Here is a 15,533-nt window from a genome sequence, read left to right as displayed (position 1 = left end):
TCAGGACTCCGCCCGCTCACGAGGGGCGTCGACGACGCTTCTGCCGACTCTTCAGGGCGGACGCGTAGGAGGCGGCTCGTTCGTCATCGGGCTCGATCAGCTCGATGACGTCGATGGCGAGTCCGGCATCGCCCTCGAAGCCCGCGTGAAGGATCGGCCGGATCGCGCGGGGTCGCAGTGGCCGAGCACCTCCGCGGCGGGCCATTCCTCGCGCAGGATCCGGGCGAGGAGCGGGTGCTCGGAGCCCAGCACCTCGCTGGGGCTGATCCGGCCGTTCGCCCGGATTCGCTGCCCGCCGAGCCGGACGGGGGCCTCGATCAGTTCCTCGCCCCACGGCGCGACGGCATTGCCGAGCCGGCCCTCGAAGCGGTGGCCGTCCAGGGTGCGGTCGTGGACCCGGCGGACGTAGTCGTCGATCACCTCGATCGAGAGCCTCACCCAGACCATGTGGACGACGGTGCGGCCGTCGTCGAGGCGGATCGGCAGCCGGACCCTGAGGAAGTTGCCGACCCCCTGGACGGCCATCACCGCGCCGGTGTCGGCGGTGACGCACTCCGCCCGCTCGGCCGGGGAGAGTTCGGCGACCGAGTGCGGAAGGACGTGGGTGAAGCAGGGGTTCTCCGGGTCCAGGGCGCCGCCGCAGGAGCAGCCGCCGCCGCTGTGGACGTGCCGCTCCCGGCCGGGCCCGGCCGGCAGCACCAGAGTGAAGGACCGGGCGACGGTGAAGGTCGTCGGCTCGGGCAGGCCGAGCGCGGCCAGTGCCGCGGAAGCCGCTTCGTGCCGCTCGCCGTTGACCCGGACCTCGGCCTCCACTGCGCCGGGGGCACCGCCGTAGAAGACCCGGACGCCGTTGAAGCGGGGCGACTCCAGGTCCGGGGTGAAGGTGTCGGCGATCGCCCCGAGCACATCCGCCTCCAGCAGCGCCTCCTGGATGCGCCGGTTCTCCCCCTCGGAGAGCCCGTAGGCCAGGACGCCGGCGGTGATGGACCGCCAGCCCGGCACCCCGCCGGCCCCGGCGGGGCCCGTGGAGTCGGCGAACCGCCCTCGCCCGTCGACCAGTTCGAGCAGGCAGGAACCGGCGGAACGGGCCCACAGGACGGCCGCGTCGCGCGGGGAGGTGACCACCACAGCGCAGTCCACGAAACAGGGCACGTCGGGCTGGATGCTGACGTCCGGGAAGGCGATCAGGTCGTAGTGCCGCTCGTCGCCGTGCCCGGCCGGCCCGACGCCGACGGCCCAGCCCTGCGGGCTGAGCAGCGAGTTGCCCTTGAGTTCCGCGCCCTCCGTGCAGCCGGGGTCGATCTCCTCCAGGGCGTCGCGCACCAGAACCAGGAAGTCGAGGTCCGGCAGCCGGCCCTCGGAGGGCCCGGTGGCACGCGGGTCACGGTGTGTCCAGGACATGCGGATGATCATACGGACGCCGTGCCGGCCGGCGGCCGGCGCGGTCGGCGGCATGCTCGCCGTCCACGGCAGCGGACGGGGCCCGGTCGCGATCGACCGGGCCCCGTCCGGGCTGCCCGTCGGCGCGCCCGGTCGACGGGCGAGCGGGTTCAGCTCACACAGGTGATGATGACCTGCCAGTAGCCGGGCGAGATCACCTCGTTCTCCTGGCTGCACTGGTCATTGGTGTACCCCGCGGCGTGGGCGGCGGCCCAGGCCCGGGGAGCGGCGATGCCCGGGTTGGGACCGTAGGCCTTGAAGTACCTGATCGTGGCGGCCGACGCGCTGGTGGCGGTTCCGGCGAGGCCGAGCAGGGCCGCGGTCGTGAGGGTCACGGCGGCGATGCGGCGAGGGAGCGAACCCATGGCTGTTCTCCACTTTCTGTGGTGGATCGCGAGGGATTCCGGCAGGTGCAAGGTCATTGCAAGCAGGGACTGTAGCAACTGATGTGACTGACCGACAGATACACGACAGATGAAGTCGATCAGGCCGTCGAGGTGTCCCGGCCCGCCCTCCCCGCCGGCGCGCTTCTGTTGGCCGGTGCGGTTGGGGCCCGGTTCGGGGGTTCTCCGTCACGCGCGGATGCGGGGGTGGGACACTTCCGGCCACGGGGGCTTCCCCGGTGGGGAGTTGACGAGGGGCGGGCACGGATGCGTCGACGGGCACGATGGACGGCGGACCCGGGCCATGACGACGTCGACCGGCCGGGCGGAGGCCGGCCGTGACCCCTCCACCGACCTGGCCCTGGCGCAGGAAGCCCGGCGAGCACACCTCCGCACCTGGCGGGTCGGACGGGTCCGGTCCGGGGGCGTCATCCTCCGTGCAGGACGGCGACGGACGCGGCGTCACCCGCAGTGCCGTGGACCAGGGCGACCAGGTGCGTCCTGCGGAGACGGTGAACCGGGTCGAGCGCACCACGGTGCACGGAGACGTGCTCCAGGCCGGCCGCGACATCAGCATCCACACCACCCACCACCACCCGGCACCGGCCGAGCCCGTCCGCGGGCCGGTGCGGGTGGGCTCGGTGCCGCCGCTGGCCTCCGCGTTCCAGCCCCGCGAGGGTCTGCGCGAGGAGATCGACCGGGCCCGGGCCCGGCACGCCACCGTCGTCCTCGCCCAGGTGCTGTCCGGGGGCGGCGGGGTCGGCAAGTCGCAGCTCGCCGCTGCCTACGCCCACCGCGCGCACGCCGAGGGCGTGGACGTGCTGGTGTGGGTGAACGCCGCCGAGACCGCGCAGATCGTCACCGCCTACGCCGCTGCCGCGAAGGCGGTCGGAGCTCGCGCGGCGGGCGGGGAGGACGCGGAGAGCGACGCGCACGCGTTCCTGGACTGGCTCGCCGTCGCCGACCGCGCGTGGCTGGTCGTCCTGGACGACCTCACCGATCTGGAGGGCGCCCGGCCGTGGTGGCCACGCCCGCCCGCCGGCGAGAGCGGGCGGGTGCTGGCCACCACGCGGCGCCGCGACGCGCTCGTGTCGGGCGCGGGCCGGGCCGTCGTCGACATCGGTACGTACACCGTCGGCGAGGCCCACGCCTACCTGGACGAACGCCTCACCGCAGCGGGTGCGGCCCACCTGCTCGACCCGAGCGCCGAGGACCTCGTCGAAACGCTCGGCCGACTGCCGCTCGCCCTCGCGCACGCCGCCGCCTACATGATCAACGAGGACGCGGACTGCGCCCGCTACCTCCGGCTGTTCACCGACCGCTCCTCCCGGCTGGACAGCCTCCTGCCGCCGGACGCCGACACCGACGGCTACGGACGCCGTGTCACCACGTCCCTGCTTCTCGCCCTCGACGCCGCCCAGAGGCGCGAACCCGCCGGCCTCGCCACGCCCGCCATCCGCCTCGCCGCACACCTCGACCCCGCCGGCCACCCCGACCTCCTCTGGGCCACCACCGCCGTCGCCGACCACCTCACCGCTCACCGCGTCCCGCCGCCCGCCGGCACCGCCACGCCCGAAGCGGCCACCCCCGAGCAGGCCCGCGCCGCGCTGCGGCTGCTCCACCACTACGCCCTGCTCACCCATGACGCGCACGACGGCCACCGTGCCGTCCGGCTGCACGCCCTCACCGCCCGCGCCGCCCGCGAGACCACCCCCGCCGCCGACACCCCCGCGACCGTCCGGGCCGCCGCCGACGCCCTCGCCGAGATCTGGCCCGAGCACGAGCACACCGCCGCTCCCGGTCTCACCGCCGTCCTGCGCGCCAACACCAGCACCCTCAGCACGCACGCCGGCGACCTGCTCTGGCGCCCCGGCCCCCACCCCGCGTTGTTCGCCGCGGGCAAGAGTCTGAACACCGCGGGGCTCTACGCCGCCGCCGTCGCCCATTGGCACCAGGTCGCCGCGGACGCCGAACGGCTCCTGGGCCGCAGCCGCCCCCACACCCTCACCGCACGCGCCAACCTCGCCACCTCCTACTGGCAGGCGGGACGCACCGCCGAGGCGATCGCCATCGAGGAGCGGCTGCTCGCCGATCACGAACGGCTCCTCGGCCACGATCACCCCCGCACCCTCACCGCGCGCGCCAACCTCGCCGCGTCCTACTGGCAGGCCAGACGCACCGACGAAGCCATCGACCTTCTGGAACAGGTACTCACCGACAGCCAACGCGTCCTCGGACCCGACCACCCCAACACCCTCGCCACCCGCCACAACCTCGCCAGCTCCTACCGCGAGGCGGGACGCACCCACGAGGCAACCGGCCTGCTGGAGCGGGTCCTCGACGACGCGGAACGCCTCCTCGGCCACGACCACCCCAACACCCTCACCGTCCGCGGTGCCCTCGCCACCGCCCACAGACACGCGGGGCGCACCGACGAGGCGATCGCGATCGAGGAACAGGTCCTCGCCGACCGCGAACGCCTCCTCGGCCACGACCACCCCGACACCCTCGGAACGCGCGCCAACCTCGCGGTGTCGTACCAGAATGCCGGACGTCTCGGCGAGGCCATCGGGTTGCTGCGCTCCGTGGTGGACGATCAGGCGCGGGTGCTGGGGCCGACGCACCTGCACGCAACGAATTCGCGGCTGTGGCTGGCGAGGATCCTGGTCGACCGGGGACGCGCCCTGCTTCCCGCCGACACCTCGGGAGCGTGGCGCGACGCCGCCGAAGCCGTCCTCGCCGTCGGACCCCGTCTGACGGACGATCCGGCCCTGTGCGGAACCGCCCTCGCCCGGGCGTACGTCCTCGCCGCCGACACCCTCGACATCGACGGACAACCCGACGCCGCCGCCGAATTCCGCCGACGCGCCACGGCGGCCACCGCCGCGGCATGGGCCGCGCACCGGCCGGAGGACGGTGCGCGGTGAACCCGCCCAACGGCGGCCGGGCGACTGTAGGCCGTGTTCCCGGCGTGACACCGCCTCACCCGGGGGCCGTGGTCAGGCTCCGGAGGACTCGCGCACCGTCAGGTCCGGCAGGAGGTCCAGGTGGTGCACCGGCAGGGCGGGGCCGGTGGCGGTCAGCCGGCGGACCAGGAGGTCCACCGCGGCGGCGCCGACGGCGCGCTTGGGCGGGGCGACGGCGGTCAGCGGCGGGGCGCCGAGGGCGGCGAACACGTCGTCGTAGGTGACCAGGGCGAGGTCCTCGGGGATCCGTACGCCGCGGGCGCGCAGCAGGGGCAGCAGTTGCAGGGCGTCCTGGTCGTTGTGCACGAGGGCGGCGCCGACCCCGTCGGCGACCGCCTCGGCGAGCTGGGCGGCGACGGCGTCGACGCCGGCGGCCGGGGTGCGGACGTCGATGACGGGTTCGGCGGGCAGGTCGAGGGTGCGGCAGGCGTCGGTGTAGCCCAGGCGGACCTGGTGGGCCGTCCAGGTGTCGGTGCGGGCCGCCAGGGCCACCCGGCGGTGGCCGAGGGCGGTGAGGTGGCGCAGGGCGAGCAGGACGCCGTGGCGGTGGTCGGAGCCGACCGCGTCGAGGGCTGCGGCGGGGCTGCCGGGAGCCGGGCGGCGTTCCAGCAGGACGGCGGGGACCGGGAGTTCGGCCGTCCAGGCGTGGTCCTCGGGGCGGTCGGCGGCGGTCCAGTTCGGGGCGAGCAGCAGGCCCTGGACGCCGGAGGCGAGGAGCTGGTCGACCTGGACGCGGTCGGCGCTGGCCTCGTAGGAGGAGATGCCGAGGACCAGGTGGACGCCGGCCTCGGCGGCGGCGGTGCGCGCGCCGGCGATGACCTCGTCGAAGTACTGGACCACGGCGGGGACGAGCAGGCCCAGGGTGGGGGCCTCGGCGGGCCGGGGCGGCGCGGGGGCGGGGGCGTCCGCGGGGCCGCCGAACGAGACGGAGCCGTGGGTGCGGCGGAGCAGGCCCGCGTCGGCGAGGCTCGCGACGTCCCGGCGGACGGTGACGGCGGGCAGGCCGAGCCGCTCGGCGAGGTCCACCACCCGGACGGTGCCCAGGCCGCGCACCGTGTCGAGGATGCGGGCGCGGCGATCGTCCGCCGGGATCGGCATGGCACTCCCTGTCGGTGGGCCGGTCTGTCGAAGTGGAGAGGTGGAGAAGAGGTGGAGAGGTGGACAGGAACCTACCACTCGGTCACCGGGCGGACGGACGGCCGGTGCGGGGCCCCGCGGACACGGGCCGGTGGGCCGGCGCGCGCCCGCGGGGCGGCAGGGGTCAGGAGCCGTAGCGCTCCTCGGGGACGACGGGGCCGAGGTCGGGGCCCTCGACCAGTTCGACGCGGTCGCCGGGGCGGTGGAGTTCGAGGATCAGCAGCTCGTTGGCGCCGGCCCGCCAGAGCGGCGCGGGGGCGTAGAGGGTGCGCTGCGGGCCGCGGTCCCAGTAGCGGCCGAGCGCGAAGCCGTTCAGCCAGACCATGCCCTTGGTGAAGCCGGGCAGGGCGAGGAAGCCGTCGGCGGGGGTGTCGACGGTCAGTTCGGCGCGGTGGAAGCCCGGACCGTCGGCGGTGGAGGGCGCGCCGAGGGCGAGGGTCGTCGGGTCGTCGAGGGGCAGCGGGCGCACCTCCCAGCCGAACTGGTACTGCCGGTCGACCCGGACGCCGCCGGTGATGCCCTTGGGGTCGTGCAGCAGCGGGCCGTAGTTGATCCGGCCGAGGTTCTCGACGAGCAGGTCGAGGACGGCGCCGCCCTCGGGCACCCGCAGCGGCAGCGCCTGCTCGGGGTGGTTGCGGTCGAGGACGCCGAGGGGTTCGCCGTCGAGGAAGACCTGGGCGCGGTCGGCGAGGCCGTCGACGCGCAGTTCGCCGTGGGCGAGCGGGCCGCGCAGGCGGGTGCGGTAGTGGATGAGGCCGACGTTCTGGCCGAGCCGCTCCATCGGGAGCGGCTCGGGGAGGTGGTGCGCGGTGGAGAGTTCGCCGAGGGCGCCGTCGGCGCCGAGCAGCGGGCGGCTCGCGGTGACGGGGGCGCTGCGGGGGGCGAGGCGGGCGGGCAGCGGCGGCAGCGGGTGGGGGTTGGGTCCGAGGTGGCGTTCGATCACCGCGCGGAAGAGGTGGAACTTCTCGGTGAGTTCGCCGGCCTCGCCGACCGGGGCGTCGTAGTCGTAGCTGGTGACGTCCGGTTGGTAGGTCGTGCCGTCGTGGTTGGCGCCGTTCCACCAGCCGAAGTTGGTGCCGCCGTGGCCCATGTACATGTTGACCGAGGCGCCGGCGGCGAGCTGGGCGTCGAGGACCTCGGCGGCGTCCTCGGCGTCGCGCACGTGGTGCGGCGTTCCCCAGTGGTCGAACCAGCCGCACCAGTACTCCATGGTGACCAGCGGGCCGACCGGCTGGTGGCGGCGCAGGCAGGCGAGGGACTCCTCGGGGCGGGAGCCGAAGGTGCCGGTGGTGAGGAGTCCGGGCACCCGGCCGCCGAGCTGGAAGCCGTCCTCGGCGCCGTCGGCGGTGAACAGCAGGACGTCGACGCCGCGGGCGACCAGGGCGTCCCTCAGGTGTTCGAGGTAGGCGGTGTCGTTGCCGTAGCTGCCGTACTCGTTCTCCACGGCGACGGCGACCACCGGGCCGCCGTGGGAGGAGAGCAGCGGGAGCAGCACCGGCACCAGGTGGTCGAACCAGGCGTCCACGGCGGCGAGGAAGGGCGGGTCCAGGCGGCGCAGCCGCATCGCGGGGTCGGCGAGCAGCCAGCCGGGCAGGCCGCCGAACTCCCATTCGGCGCAGATGTAGGGGCCCGGGCGGACGATGACGTCGAGGCCGAGGTCGCCGGCGGCGCGGACGAAGGCGGCGAGGTCGCGGTCGCCGGTGAAGTCGGCGCGGTCGGGGGTGGGCTGGTGGAAGTTCCAGGCGACGTAGGTCTCGACGGTGTTGACGCCCATGGCGCGCAGCCGGGTGAGGCGGTCGGTCCACTGTTCGGGGCGGATGCGGAAGTAGTGGACGGCGGCGGAGACGATCCGGTGCGGACGTCCGTCGCGCAGGAAGGTGTCGCCGTCGGTGGTGAGGGCGGGGTGGGGGGCCTGGTCGGCCATCGGGTCCTCCGCGGGAGGGGAGCGGGAGTGAGGGGGTGGGACCTCGGTGGGTCCGGGCGCACGGCTGCGCGGGTGGCTGCGGGCGGATCGGCGGCGGCCACCGTGGTCACCCTAGGAGTTCGGTGATCGCACGGTCAATCGATCGGCGACCATCGGCATTATTGATCAATTTTCGATCGAACGATACTCTTCGATCGGAATATCATCGGCTGACCGCTTCCGGACGACGCGTCGGCGGGCACGACAGATGGAGGCCAGGATGGCCATCTCGGGGGAAGAGCGCCGCAGGCTGATCGTGTCGGCCGTCGGCGAGCTCGGCGGACGGGTCCGCCTCACGGAGCTGGCCGACCGGCTGGGCATCCCGGCCGTGACGGTCCGCCGCGACGTCGCCGCGCTCGCCGACGCCGGCCGGCTCTCCCGCTCGCACGGCTTCGTCTCCCTGGAGCGCCCGGACGGCGCCGGGCCGCCGCTCGCCCCCGGCCCCGGGGAGGGCCGCGCCCTCGGCCTGCTGGTGCCCTCGGTCGGCTCCTACTTCGACGAGGTGATCGCCGGCGCCCGGGCCGCCGCCGCGACCGCCGGGGCCCGGCTGGTCCTGGGCATCGCCCCGTACGGGGCGGGCGGCGACCGGCTGCAGGCCGAACGCCTGCTGGAGTCCGGCGCCGAGGGCCTGCTGCTGGCCCCAGGGCTGGTCCCCGGCCGGGCGGCCGAGGACTACGCCTGGCTGGACACCCTGCCGGTGCCCGCCGTGCTGGTGGAGCGCCGCTCCCCCACCCCGGACGGCCCCGGGTCCGGGCTGGACACCGTGGCCTCCGACCACCGGCACGGGGTGCTGAGCGCCCTGCGCCACCTGGCCGGGCTCGGCCACGGGAGCGTACTGCTGGCCGCCCGGGGCGACTCCTGGACGGCCGCCGAGGTGCGGGCCGGGTACCGGGAGGGCACCCGGCTGCTCGGACTGCCCGACCTGCCGGCGCTGGACACGCTCGGCCCTGGCAATCTGCCGGCCGATCCCGAGCCGCTGGTGGCGCGGATCGCCGAGGCCGTGCGGTCCGGGACCCGGGCGGTGCTCGTCCACAACGACCAGGACGCGCTGCGGCTGGCGCCGCTGCTGCGCGCGCACGGCATGGCGGTGCCCGCGGACGTGGCGCTGGTCGCCTACGACGACGTCTTCGCCGCGCTCGCCGCGCCCCCGCTGACCGCCGTCGCCCCGCCCAAGCACGCGGTGGGCGCGACGGCGGTCGACCTGCTGCTGCGCCGCCTGGCGGCGGGCGCCGAGCTGCCGGTGCACCGCACGGCGCTGCTCCCGGTCCTGCACGTGCGCGCCTCCTGCGGGGCCGAGCAGGCGGCACCGCGGACGGGCGCCGCGCCCCTGGGGTGAGGGGCGCGGCGCCTGCCGGAGAGCTCCGGGCTCGACCGGCCGGGCTCTAACCGGGCAGGAGCGCGGACAGGTACCGCGCCCCGCCGCCCAGCTGCGGTGCCAGGGGCGCGGCGCGCGGGTGCCAGGGGGCCTCGTACTCCCAGGCCGCCCAGGTGCCGGGCGGCAGCAGGTGCAGGCAGTCGGCGATCGGCAGCACGCCCGTGCCGAGCGGCAGCGGGGTGAGGTCGTCCGCCGAGGCGACGTCCTTGACCTGCGCGTAGCCGAGGTGGGGGCCGAGCGCGCGGTGGGTCTGTGCCGGGGTCTCGCCGGCCAGCCAGGTGTGCAGCAGGTCCCAGAGCGCGCCGACCGCGGGGTGGTTCACCCGGCTCAGCAGTGGTGCCAGGGCGGCCCCGGCGCGGTGGGAGTCGTGGGTCTCGACGAGGATCCGCACACCGAGGGCCGCCGCCTGCGGGGCCGCCGCGCGCAGGCGGCGGACCGCGCGTTCGTCGGCCTCGGCCGCCGGGCCGGGGCCGCCGTGCGGGAAGACCCGCAGGTGGCGGCAGCCGAGGTCGGCGGCCAGCCGAAGGTGGGCGGTCAGCTCGGCGAGCACCGGCGCGTCCGGCCCGGGGGCGGCGACGCCGACGTAGGAGGCGAGGGTCAGCGGGAGGAGCCCGGCGGTGGACAGCAGGCGGGCGGCGCGCCGGCGTTCGTCCGCGTCCAGCCCGAGGCGGACCGGCTGGTCGGCGGCGCAGCGCAGTTCGAGGCCGTGCCAGCCGTGCTCGGCGGCGAGGGCGGCGGCCCGGTCGAGCGGCAGCCCGGGCAGGCCGAGGGTGGCGAGGGCGAGGGGCACGGCGGTTCAGTCCCCTTCGGCGGGGTGGACGGTGACGGCGGCCGGTGCCAGGCGGATCCGCAGGCTCGGCGCGCCGGCGAGGCGGACGGTCAGCAGGACGGCCTCCGGGTCCCGCTCGTCCGGCCGGGCCGTCAGCGTGGCGGTGCCCGCGAGGGCCGGCGGCTGCGCGACGGCGGTGAGCCGGGCGGCGCAGGCGAACAGGGCCGGGCCGTCGGCGGGAAGCTCGCCGGTGAGCACCGGCAGGGCGGCCTCGGGGCCGAAGGCGGTGCCGCCGGGGACGCGTGCGCTGTCCGCGGCGGTGAAGCCGTGCAGGGGGTGCAGCTCGGAGGAGATCCGGCCGTCGGCCCGGACGCCCGCGGCGGTGTGCTGCTCGGTGCGCGCGCCCGCGACGGCCCAGCCGGTCTGGGTGACCGGGGTGCCGGCCGGACCGCCGGTGACCAGGTGGGCCCGGAGCTCCTCGGCGCCGTGGGCCAGGGTGAGCGAGGTGACGGTGACGCCGGGCAGTTCACGGCCGCCGACGCGCGGGTGCCAGCGGGAGGCGGCCCAGCCGGGCCCGGTGCCGAGCGGGTGGACGCGGCCGCGTTCGGTGGGTCCGGCGCCGGTCAGCAGGGCGAGGTGGTTGTCGGCGGGGCCCTCGAAGGCCGGCCCGGTGGCGGTGGAGTGGGCGAGCCGCGCGTAGTACGGGTCGTCGGGGCCCACGGCGTCGGCGGGCTGGTCGTCGCTGCCGTGGTTGTGCAGCCGGACCAGGCCGTCGGCGGCGGTGGACTGCACCAGCCAGCCGGGCCCGCGCAGGGCGAGGACGGTGTCGCGCTCCTCGGCGGGTGCGGGCCCCTCGGGCGCGGTCCACACCGGGTGGCCGGGCGGGAGCAGCAGGCCGAGGAAGGCGCTGCCGGCCCAGTACGGGGAGGCGGGGCCGGAGTAGACCTGGACGAGCCGGAGGTCGGGGCCGTGCCAGCCGAGGGTGAGCAGGCCCCGGTCGTCGACGGCGCCGCGGTCGAGGAAGTGCCGCAGGGCGCCGGAGGCGAGGCGGCGGGTGGTGCCGGGGGCGAGCGGGATGTGGCCGGTCAGGGCCCCGGCCCAGAGCGGGGCGGTGGCGGCGAAGCGGTAGGTGAGCGAGCGGCCCTGGTGGACGGGCGCGCCGTCGGCCCCGAAGGTGTGGGCGTAGCCGGCCAGGTGGGCGGCGAGGCGTTCGCCGTACACGGTGCGCAGGGCCCGGTCGCCGGCGAGGTGGGCGTGCAGGACGGGGTAGAGGTGCAGGGCCCAGCCGTTGTAGTGGTCGAAGGCGCGGGGGCGGCCGTCGGTGTACCAGCCGTCGCCGAGGTACCAGCGGTCGATGTGCTCCAGCCCGCGGCGGACGGCGGCGCGGGCCTCGGTTTCGGCGATGCCGGCCTCGGCGAGGAAGCCGCCGACGGACAGCGGGAAGAGCTGCCAGTTGTTGTCGTTGGGCGTGCGGCGCAGGGCGTCGGCGAGCCAGCGGCCGACCCGGTCGCGGACGGGTCCGGACAGCCGGTCCCAGAGCCACGGGCGGGTCAGGCGCAGGGCGAAGGCGATGGAGGCGGCCTCGACCATGGCCTGGCCGCGGTCGGTGATCAGCGGCCAGGACTCGCGGTCGCCGTCGGCGAGGTCGCGCTCACCGGTGGGGGTGCGGGTGCCGGCGTCGAGTCCGGCGGCGTAGTGCGCCAGCAGGCCGTGCGGATCGGCGCCGCCCGCGCCGGCCAGCCGCAGGGCGGCGGGCAGGAAGGTGCGGGCGAAGCCCTCCAGGCCGTCGGAGCGGCGCCCGGAGCGGCTCGGACGGGGGCCGGGCAGGTCGATCAGCGCCCCGGCGGGACTGGCGTAGGGGCGGACCGCGGTCAGCAGGCCGTCGGCCGCCGCCTCCCAGTGCTCCCTGGTCCAGCCGGTGTGCGGGCTGAGGTCGCGGTCCTCCGGGGGCAGGCGCATGAGGTCCTCCGTGATCGGGTGGTGAGCCGGAATCTAGGCAGCACCTGATCATTCGTCAAGCTGACGCGATCAAATGAGCGGCTTGATCGGATTGTGATGTTGCCGCCACGGCGGCCCATTGCCCCGATTTTTCGCCATTTTCGGTGGTCACGGGGGCGGCCCCGAGGGTCCGGGAGGCCGATCAGGTCAGATCATTTGATCCAAATCTCTTGACTCCGATCGCCGACCTGCTCAGGATGACAGCCAATCGCCCCCACCCTCTGCGGGTCCCGGCCGGAGCCGACCGCTCCGGGCCCCGCGCACCCTCGTCCTAAGGAGCCCACCGATGCGCTCGACCCCCCTCTCCCGGCGCAGAGCCCTCCGCGCCGCCGCCGCGGCCACCTCGGCCGCGCTCTGCGTCACCCTGCTGGCCGCCTGCGGCAGCAGCGGCGACGGGGCGGCGACCACCGCCGCGGACGACGGCAAGCCGGTCAGCCTGACCTTCTGGGGCTGGGCGAAGGGCACCAAGGACGTGGTCGCCGCGTTCAACGCGAGCCACCCGAACATCCAGGTCACCTTCGAGGAGATCCCGGCCGGCGCGGCCGGCGGCTACGCCAAGCTCTCCAACGCGGTGAAGGCCGGCAACGCCCCCGACGTCTTCAACGTCGAGTACCCGCAGCTGCCGGACTTCGTCAGCCAGGGCGCCGTCCAGGACATCAGCAAGCTGGTCGGCGGCGACCTCAAGGCCAAGTACCTGCCGCAGGCCGTCGAGCTGACCTCGCTCGGCGGCCGGACCTGGGCCCTGCCGCTGGACGCCTCCCCCCAGGTCTTCTACTACCGCAAGGACCTCTTCGCCAAGGCCGGCATCACCGTCCCCACGACCTGGGACGAGTTCCGCACCGCGGCGCAGCAGCTGAAGGCCGCCCAGCCCGACACCCGCATCGCCACCTTCTTCCCCGACGACCCGACCACCTTCGAGGCGATGGCCTGGCAGAACGGCGCCCACTGGTTCGCCGCCGCCGACGAGGCCTGGAAGGCCGACCTGACCGGGCCGGAGACCCGCAAGGTCTCCGAGTACTGGCAGAAGCTGGCCGACGAGGACCTCGTGCGCGTCATGCCGTCCTTCAGCCAGCAGTGGACCGCGTCCCTGCAGAAGGGCGAGACGGCCGGCTACCTCGGCGCCACCTGGGGCGGCGGCGTCCTCAAGTCCACCATCGGCACCGCCCCCGAGGCCAACGGCGCCTGGGCGGCCGCGCCGATGCCCAGCTGGGACGGCAGCCCCGCCAGCGGCATGCTCGGCGGCACCACCTTCGCCGTGTCCAAGGACAGCAAGAAGGCCAAGGCGGCCGTCGAGTTCGCCACCTGGGCGACCACCACCGCCGACGGCTTCAAGGCCCGGATCTCCTCCGGCACCTCCTCCGCGTACCCGGCCGCCACCGAGCTGGTGCCGGTCGCCAAGCAGGCCTTCAACACCGACTTCTACGGCGGCCAGGACCTCTACGCCCTGTACGCGGACGCCGCCAAGTCCGTCAAGCCGGGCTGGACCTGGGGCCCGGCGATGGGCGTCACCAACGGCACGCTGAAGGACTCCTTCGGCAAGGTCGCCGGCCGGACCGGCACCATCGACGAGTCGCTCACCGCCGCGCAGCAGGCCACCCTCGCCGAGTTCAAGAACCGCGGACTGAAGGTCGCCCAGTGACCTCCGGCGCCCATCCCGGCCGTACCGCCCGCGCTGCCGCCGGCCGGCGGCGGCGCGGGCGGTACGGGGCACCGGCCGTGCTGCTCGCCCCGTTCCTCCTGCTCTTCACCGCGTGCACGCTGATCCCGATCGGCTACGCGATCAAGCTCAGCCTGTTCACCGAACGCCGCTCCGGCCTCGGCTTCGGCGACGCCGAGACGGTCTTCACCGGGCTCGGCAACTACACCCGGGCGCTGTCGGACGCGGCGTTCCGCGACGGCTTCCTGACCGCCGCCCAGTACTGCCTGATCTACATCCCGCTGATGACCGGCCTGGCGCTCGTCCTGGCCCTGCTGCTGGACTCCACGCTGGCCCGCGCCCGGCGCTTCTTCCAGCTGACGCTGTTCATCCCGCACGCCGTGCCCGGCATCATCGCCGCGCTGCTGTGGATGTACCTCTACACCCCCGGCATCAGCCCCGTACTGGACGCGCTGGAGGCCCTGGGCACCCAGCCCGACCCGCTCGGCCACCCGCTGCCCGCCGTGGTCAACATGGCGCTGTGGCAGTGGACCGGCTACAACCTGGTCATCTTCTACGCCGCCCTGCAGGCCATCGACCGCTCGGTGCTGGAGGCCGCCGTCGTCGACGGCGCCGGACCGCTGCGCACCGCCCTGAGCATCAAGGTGCCGCTGATCCGGCCCTCGATCGCCATGGTCGGCCTGTTCACCGTCATCGGCTCGCTCCAGCTGTTCACCGAGCCGATGATCCTCTACGGCACCTCGCCGGGCGTCACCTCCTCCTGGACCCCGAACATGTACGCCTACACGGCCGCCTTCGAGCGCCACGACTACGGGCTCGCCGCCTCCGCCTCGGTGCTGCTGGCCCTCGCCGCGGCGGGGCTCTCCTTCGCCGTCACCCGGCTCACCCGGGGCCGTTCCGAACGCCGCCGGGAGGCCGACGCATGACCACCACCGCCACCCGCCCCAGCGGCGCCCCGCCCCGCCCCCCGGCCCGCGCCGGCCGGCCGCGCCGCCCCTGGACGCTCTCCAAGGCCGCCGTCAACGGCACCCTGGTCCTGGCCACCGTCTACACCCTGTGGCCGCTCGGCTGGCTGCTGACCGCCTCCGCGAAGAACACCGCCGACCTCCTGGGCGGGAACGCCCTGGGCGCCGACAACTTCCAGCTCGGCCGGAACCTGAGCGACCTGGCCACCACCGGCGACGGCATCTACTTCCGCTGGTACCTGAACTCGCTGCTGTACGCCGGGATCGGCTCGCTGCTGTGCGCGCTGGTGTGCGTCGCGGCCGGCTACGCCTTCCACGTCTACCGCTTCCCCGGCAAGGAGAAGCTGTTCGGCCTGGTGCTGCTGGGCGTGCTGGTGCCCACCACGGCGCTCGCCCTGCCGATGTACCTGCTGGCCTCCGAGCTCGGCATCGTCAACACCTTCTGGGCGGTCTTCATCCCCTCGCTGGTCAACCCCTTCGGCGTCTACCTGGCCCGGGTGTTCTGCGCCGGCTACGTGCCGAACGAGGTCCTGGAGGCCGCCCGGATGGACGGCGCCGGGGAGCTGCGGACCTTCTGGTCGATCGGGCTGCGGATGGTGATGCCCGGCTTCGTCACCGTGCTGCTGTTCCAGTTCACCGCCATCTGGAACAACTTCTTCCTGCCGCTGGTGATGCTCTCCGACAACCGGCTCTTCCCGGTCAGCCTCGGCCTGTTCAGCTGGAACGCCCAGACCAAGGCCTTCCCCGAGTACTACCCGCTGGTCATCACCGGCTCGCTGCTCGCCGTCGTGCCGCTCGTGCTCGCCTTCGTGCTGCTCCAGCGGCACTGGAAGGCCGGCCTGACCGCAGGGAGCGTCAAGTGAACCCGAACCCCGCCACC

General features: G+C 75.0%; 11 protein-coding genes. 5 read left to right on the top strand and 6 right to left on the bottom strand.

The window, feature by feature from the left end:
- Positions 1-96: 96 nt before the first annotated feature.
- The gene (locus ACFC0B_RS30330; RefSeq protein WP_376092848.1) at positions 97-1,401 is read right to left on the bottom strand and encodes a DUF6348 family protein; all 1,305 of its coding nucleotides are present in this window, start codon (positions 1,399-1,401) and stop codon (positions 97-99) included.
- A gap of 149 nt (positions 1,402-1,550) precedes the next feature.
- On the bottom strand, positions 1,551-1,805 hold the full coding sequence (locus tag ACFC0B_RS30325; RefSeq protein ID WP_376092846.1) for a hypothetical protein: 255 nt from the start codon (positions 1,803-1,805) through the stop codon (positions 1,551-1,553).
- A 455-nt stretch (positions 1,806-2,260) separates the two neighbouring features.
- On the opposite strand from ACFC0B_RS30325, the gene ACFC0B_RS30320 reads away from it, so the two are divergent.
- Complete coding sequence (locus tag ACFC0B_RS30320) at positions 2,261-4,750, top strand: tetratricopeptide repeat protein (RefSeq protein ID WP_376092843.1); 2,490 nt, start codon at positions 2,261-2,263, stop codon at positions 4,748-4,750.
- 72 nt (positions 4,751-4,822) lie between these two features.
- On the opposite strand, the gene ACFC0B_RS30315 is transcribed toward ACFC0B_RS30320, so the two are convergent.
- Both ACFC0B_RS30315 and ACFC0B_RS30310 read right to left on the bottom strand, forming a co-directional pair.
- Complete coding sequence (locus tag ACFC0B_RS30315) at positions 4,823-5,887, bottom strand: substrate-binding domain-containing protein (RefSeq protein WP_376092839.1); 1,065 nt, start codon at positions 5,885-5,887, stop codon at positions 4,823-4,825.
- A gap of 163 nt (positions 5,888-6,050) precedes the next feature.
- On the bottom strand, positions 6,051-7,850 hold the full coding sequence (locus ACFC0B_RS30310) for a beta-galactosidase family protein (protein WP_376092836.1): 1,800 nt from the start codon (positions 7,848-7,850) through the stop codon (positions 6,051-6,053).
- A gap of 259 nt (positions 7,851-8,109) precedes the next feature.
- Between ACFC0B_RS30310 and ACFC0B_RS30305 the strand changes: the two genes are divergently transcribed.
- On the top strand, positions 8,110-9,225 hold the full coding sequence (locus tag ACFC0B_RS30305) for a substrate-binding domain-containing protein (RefSeq protein WP_376092833.1): 1,116 nt from the start codon (positions 8,110-8,112) through the stop codon (positions 9,223-9,225).
- Between the two features lie 46 nt (positions 9,226-9,271).
- On the opposite strand, the gene ACFC0B_RS30300 is transcribed toward ACFC0B_RS30305, so the two are convergent.
- A complete protein-coding gene (locus ACFC0B_RS30300; protein WP_376092830.1) occupies positions 9,272-10,054 on the bottom strand; it encodes a sugar phosphate isomerase/epimerase family protein in 783 nt (260 codons plus the stop codon).
- Positions 10,055-10,060: 6 nt separating this feature from the next.
- The gene (locus ACFC0B_RS30295; RefSeq protein ID WP_376092827.1) at positions 10,061-11,992 is read right to left on the bottom strand and encodes a DUF2264 domain-containing protein; all 1,932 of its coding nucleotides are present in this window, start codon (positions 11,990-11,992) and stop codon (positions 10,061-10,063) included.
- A gap of 325 nt (positions 11,993-12,317) precedes the next feature.
- On the opposite strand from ACFC0B_RS30295, the gene ACFC0B_RS30290 reads away from it, so the two are divergent.
- Genes ACFC0B_RS30290 through ACFC0B_RS30280 form a run of 3 tightly spaced genes read left to right on the top strand, consistent with a single transcriptional unit; the run spans position 12,318 to position 15,516 of the window.
- Positions 12,318-13,670 carry an ABC transporter substrate-binding protein gene (locus ACFC0B_RS30290; protein ID WP_376092824.1) on the top strand — a complete coding sequence of 451 codons (1,353 nt, stop codon included), beginning with the start codon at positions 12,318-12,320 and terminating at the stop codon, positions 13,668-13,670.
- Complete coding sequence (locus ACFC0B_RS30285) at positions 13,667-14,614, top strand: carbohydrate ABC transporter permease (protein WP_376092821.1); 948 nt, start codon at positions 13,667-13,669, stop codon at positions 14,612-14,614. Before ACFC0B_RS30290 ends, ACFC0B_RS30285 begins: the two co-directional genes overlap by 4 nt.
- A complete protein-coding gene (locus ACFC0B_RS30280; protein WP_376092818.1) occupies positions 14,611-15,516 on the top strand; it encodes a carbohydrate ABC transporter permease in 906 nt (301 codons plus the stop codon). Before ACFC0B_RS30285 ends, ACFC0B_RS30280 begins: the two co-directional genes overlap by 4 nt.
- Positions 15,517-15,533 lie beyond the last annotated feature (17 nt).

Origin of the sequence: Kitasatospora sp. NPDC056184 (assembly GCF_042268405.1) — a bacterium.
Taxonomy (GTDB): Bacteria; Actinomycetota; Actinomycetes; order Streptomycetales; family Streptomycetaceae; genus Kitasatospora.
The sequence above is the reverse complement of the archived record's forward strand: the minus strand, read 5'-3'. Positions and strand labels throughout refer to the sequence as shown.

Coding starts and splice junctions, on each gene's coding strand:
- ACFC0B_RS30330 (WP_376092848.1), bottom strand. CDS start 1,401: ATGTCCTGGACACACCGTGACCCGCGTGCCACCGGGCCCTCCGAGGGC.
- ACFC0B_RS30325 (WP_376092846.1), bottom strand. CDS start 1,805: ATGGGTTCGCTCCCTCGCCGCATCGCCGCCGTGACCCTCACGACCGCG.
- ACFC0B_RS30315 (WP_376092839.1), bottom strand. CDS start 5,887: ATGCCGATCCCGGCGGACGATCGCCGCGCCCGCATCCTCGACACGGTG.
- ACFC0B_RS30310 (WP_376092836.1), bottom strand. CDS start 7,850: ATGGCCGACCAGGCCCCCCACCCCGCCCTCACCACCGACGGCGACACC.
- ACFC0B_RS30305 (WP_376092833.1), top strand. CDS start 8,110: ATGGCCATCTCGGGGGAAGAGCGCCGCAGGCTGATCGTGTCGGCCGTC.
- ACFC0B_RS30295 (WP_376092827.1), bottom strand. CDS start 11,992: ATGCGCCTGCCCCCGGAGGACCGCGACCTCAGCCCGCACACCGGCTGG.
- ACFC0B_RS30290 (WP_376092824.1), top strand. CDS start 12,318: ATGCGCTCGACCCCCCTCTCCCGGCGCAGAGCCCTCCGCGCCGCCGCC.
- ACFC0B_RS30280 (WP_376092818.1), top strand. CDS start 14,611: ATGACCACCACCGCCACCCGCCCCAGCGGCGCCCCGCCCCGCCCCCCG.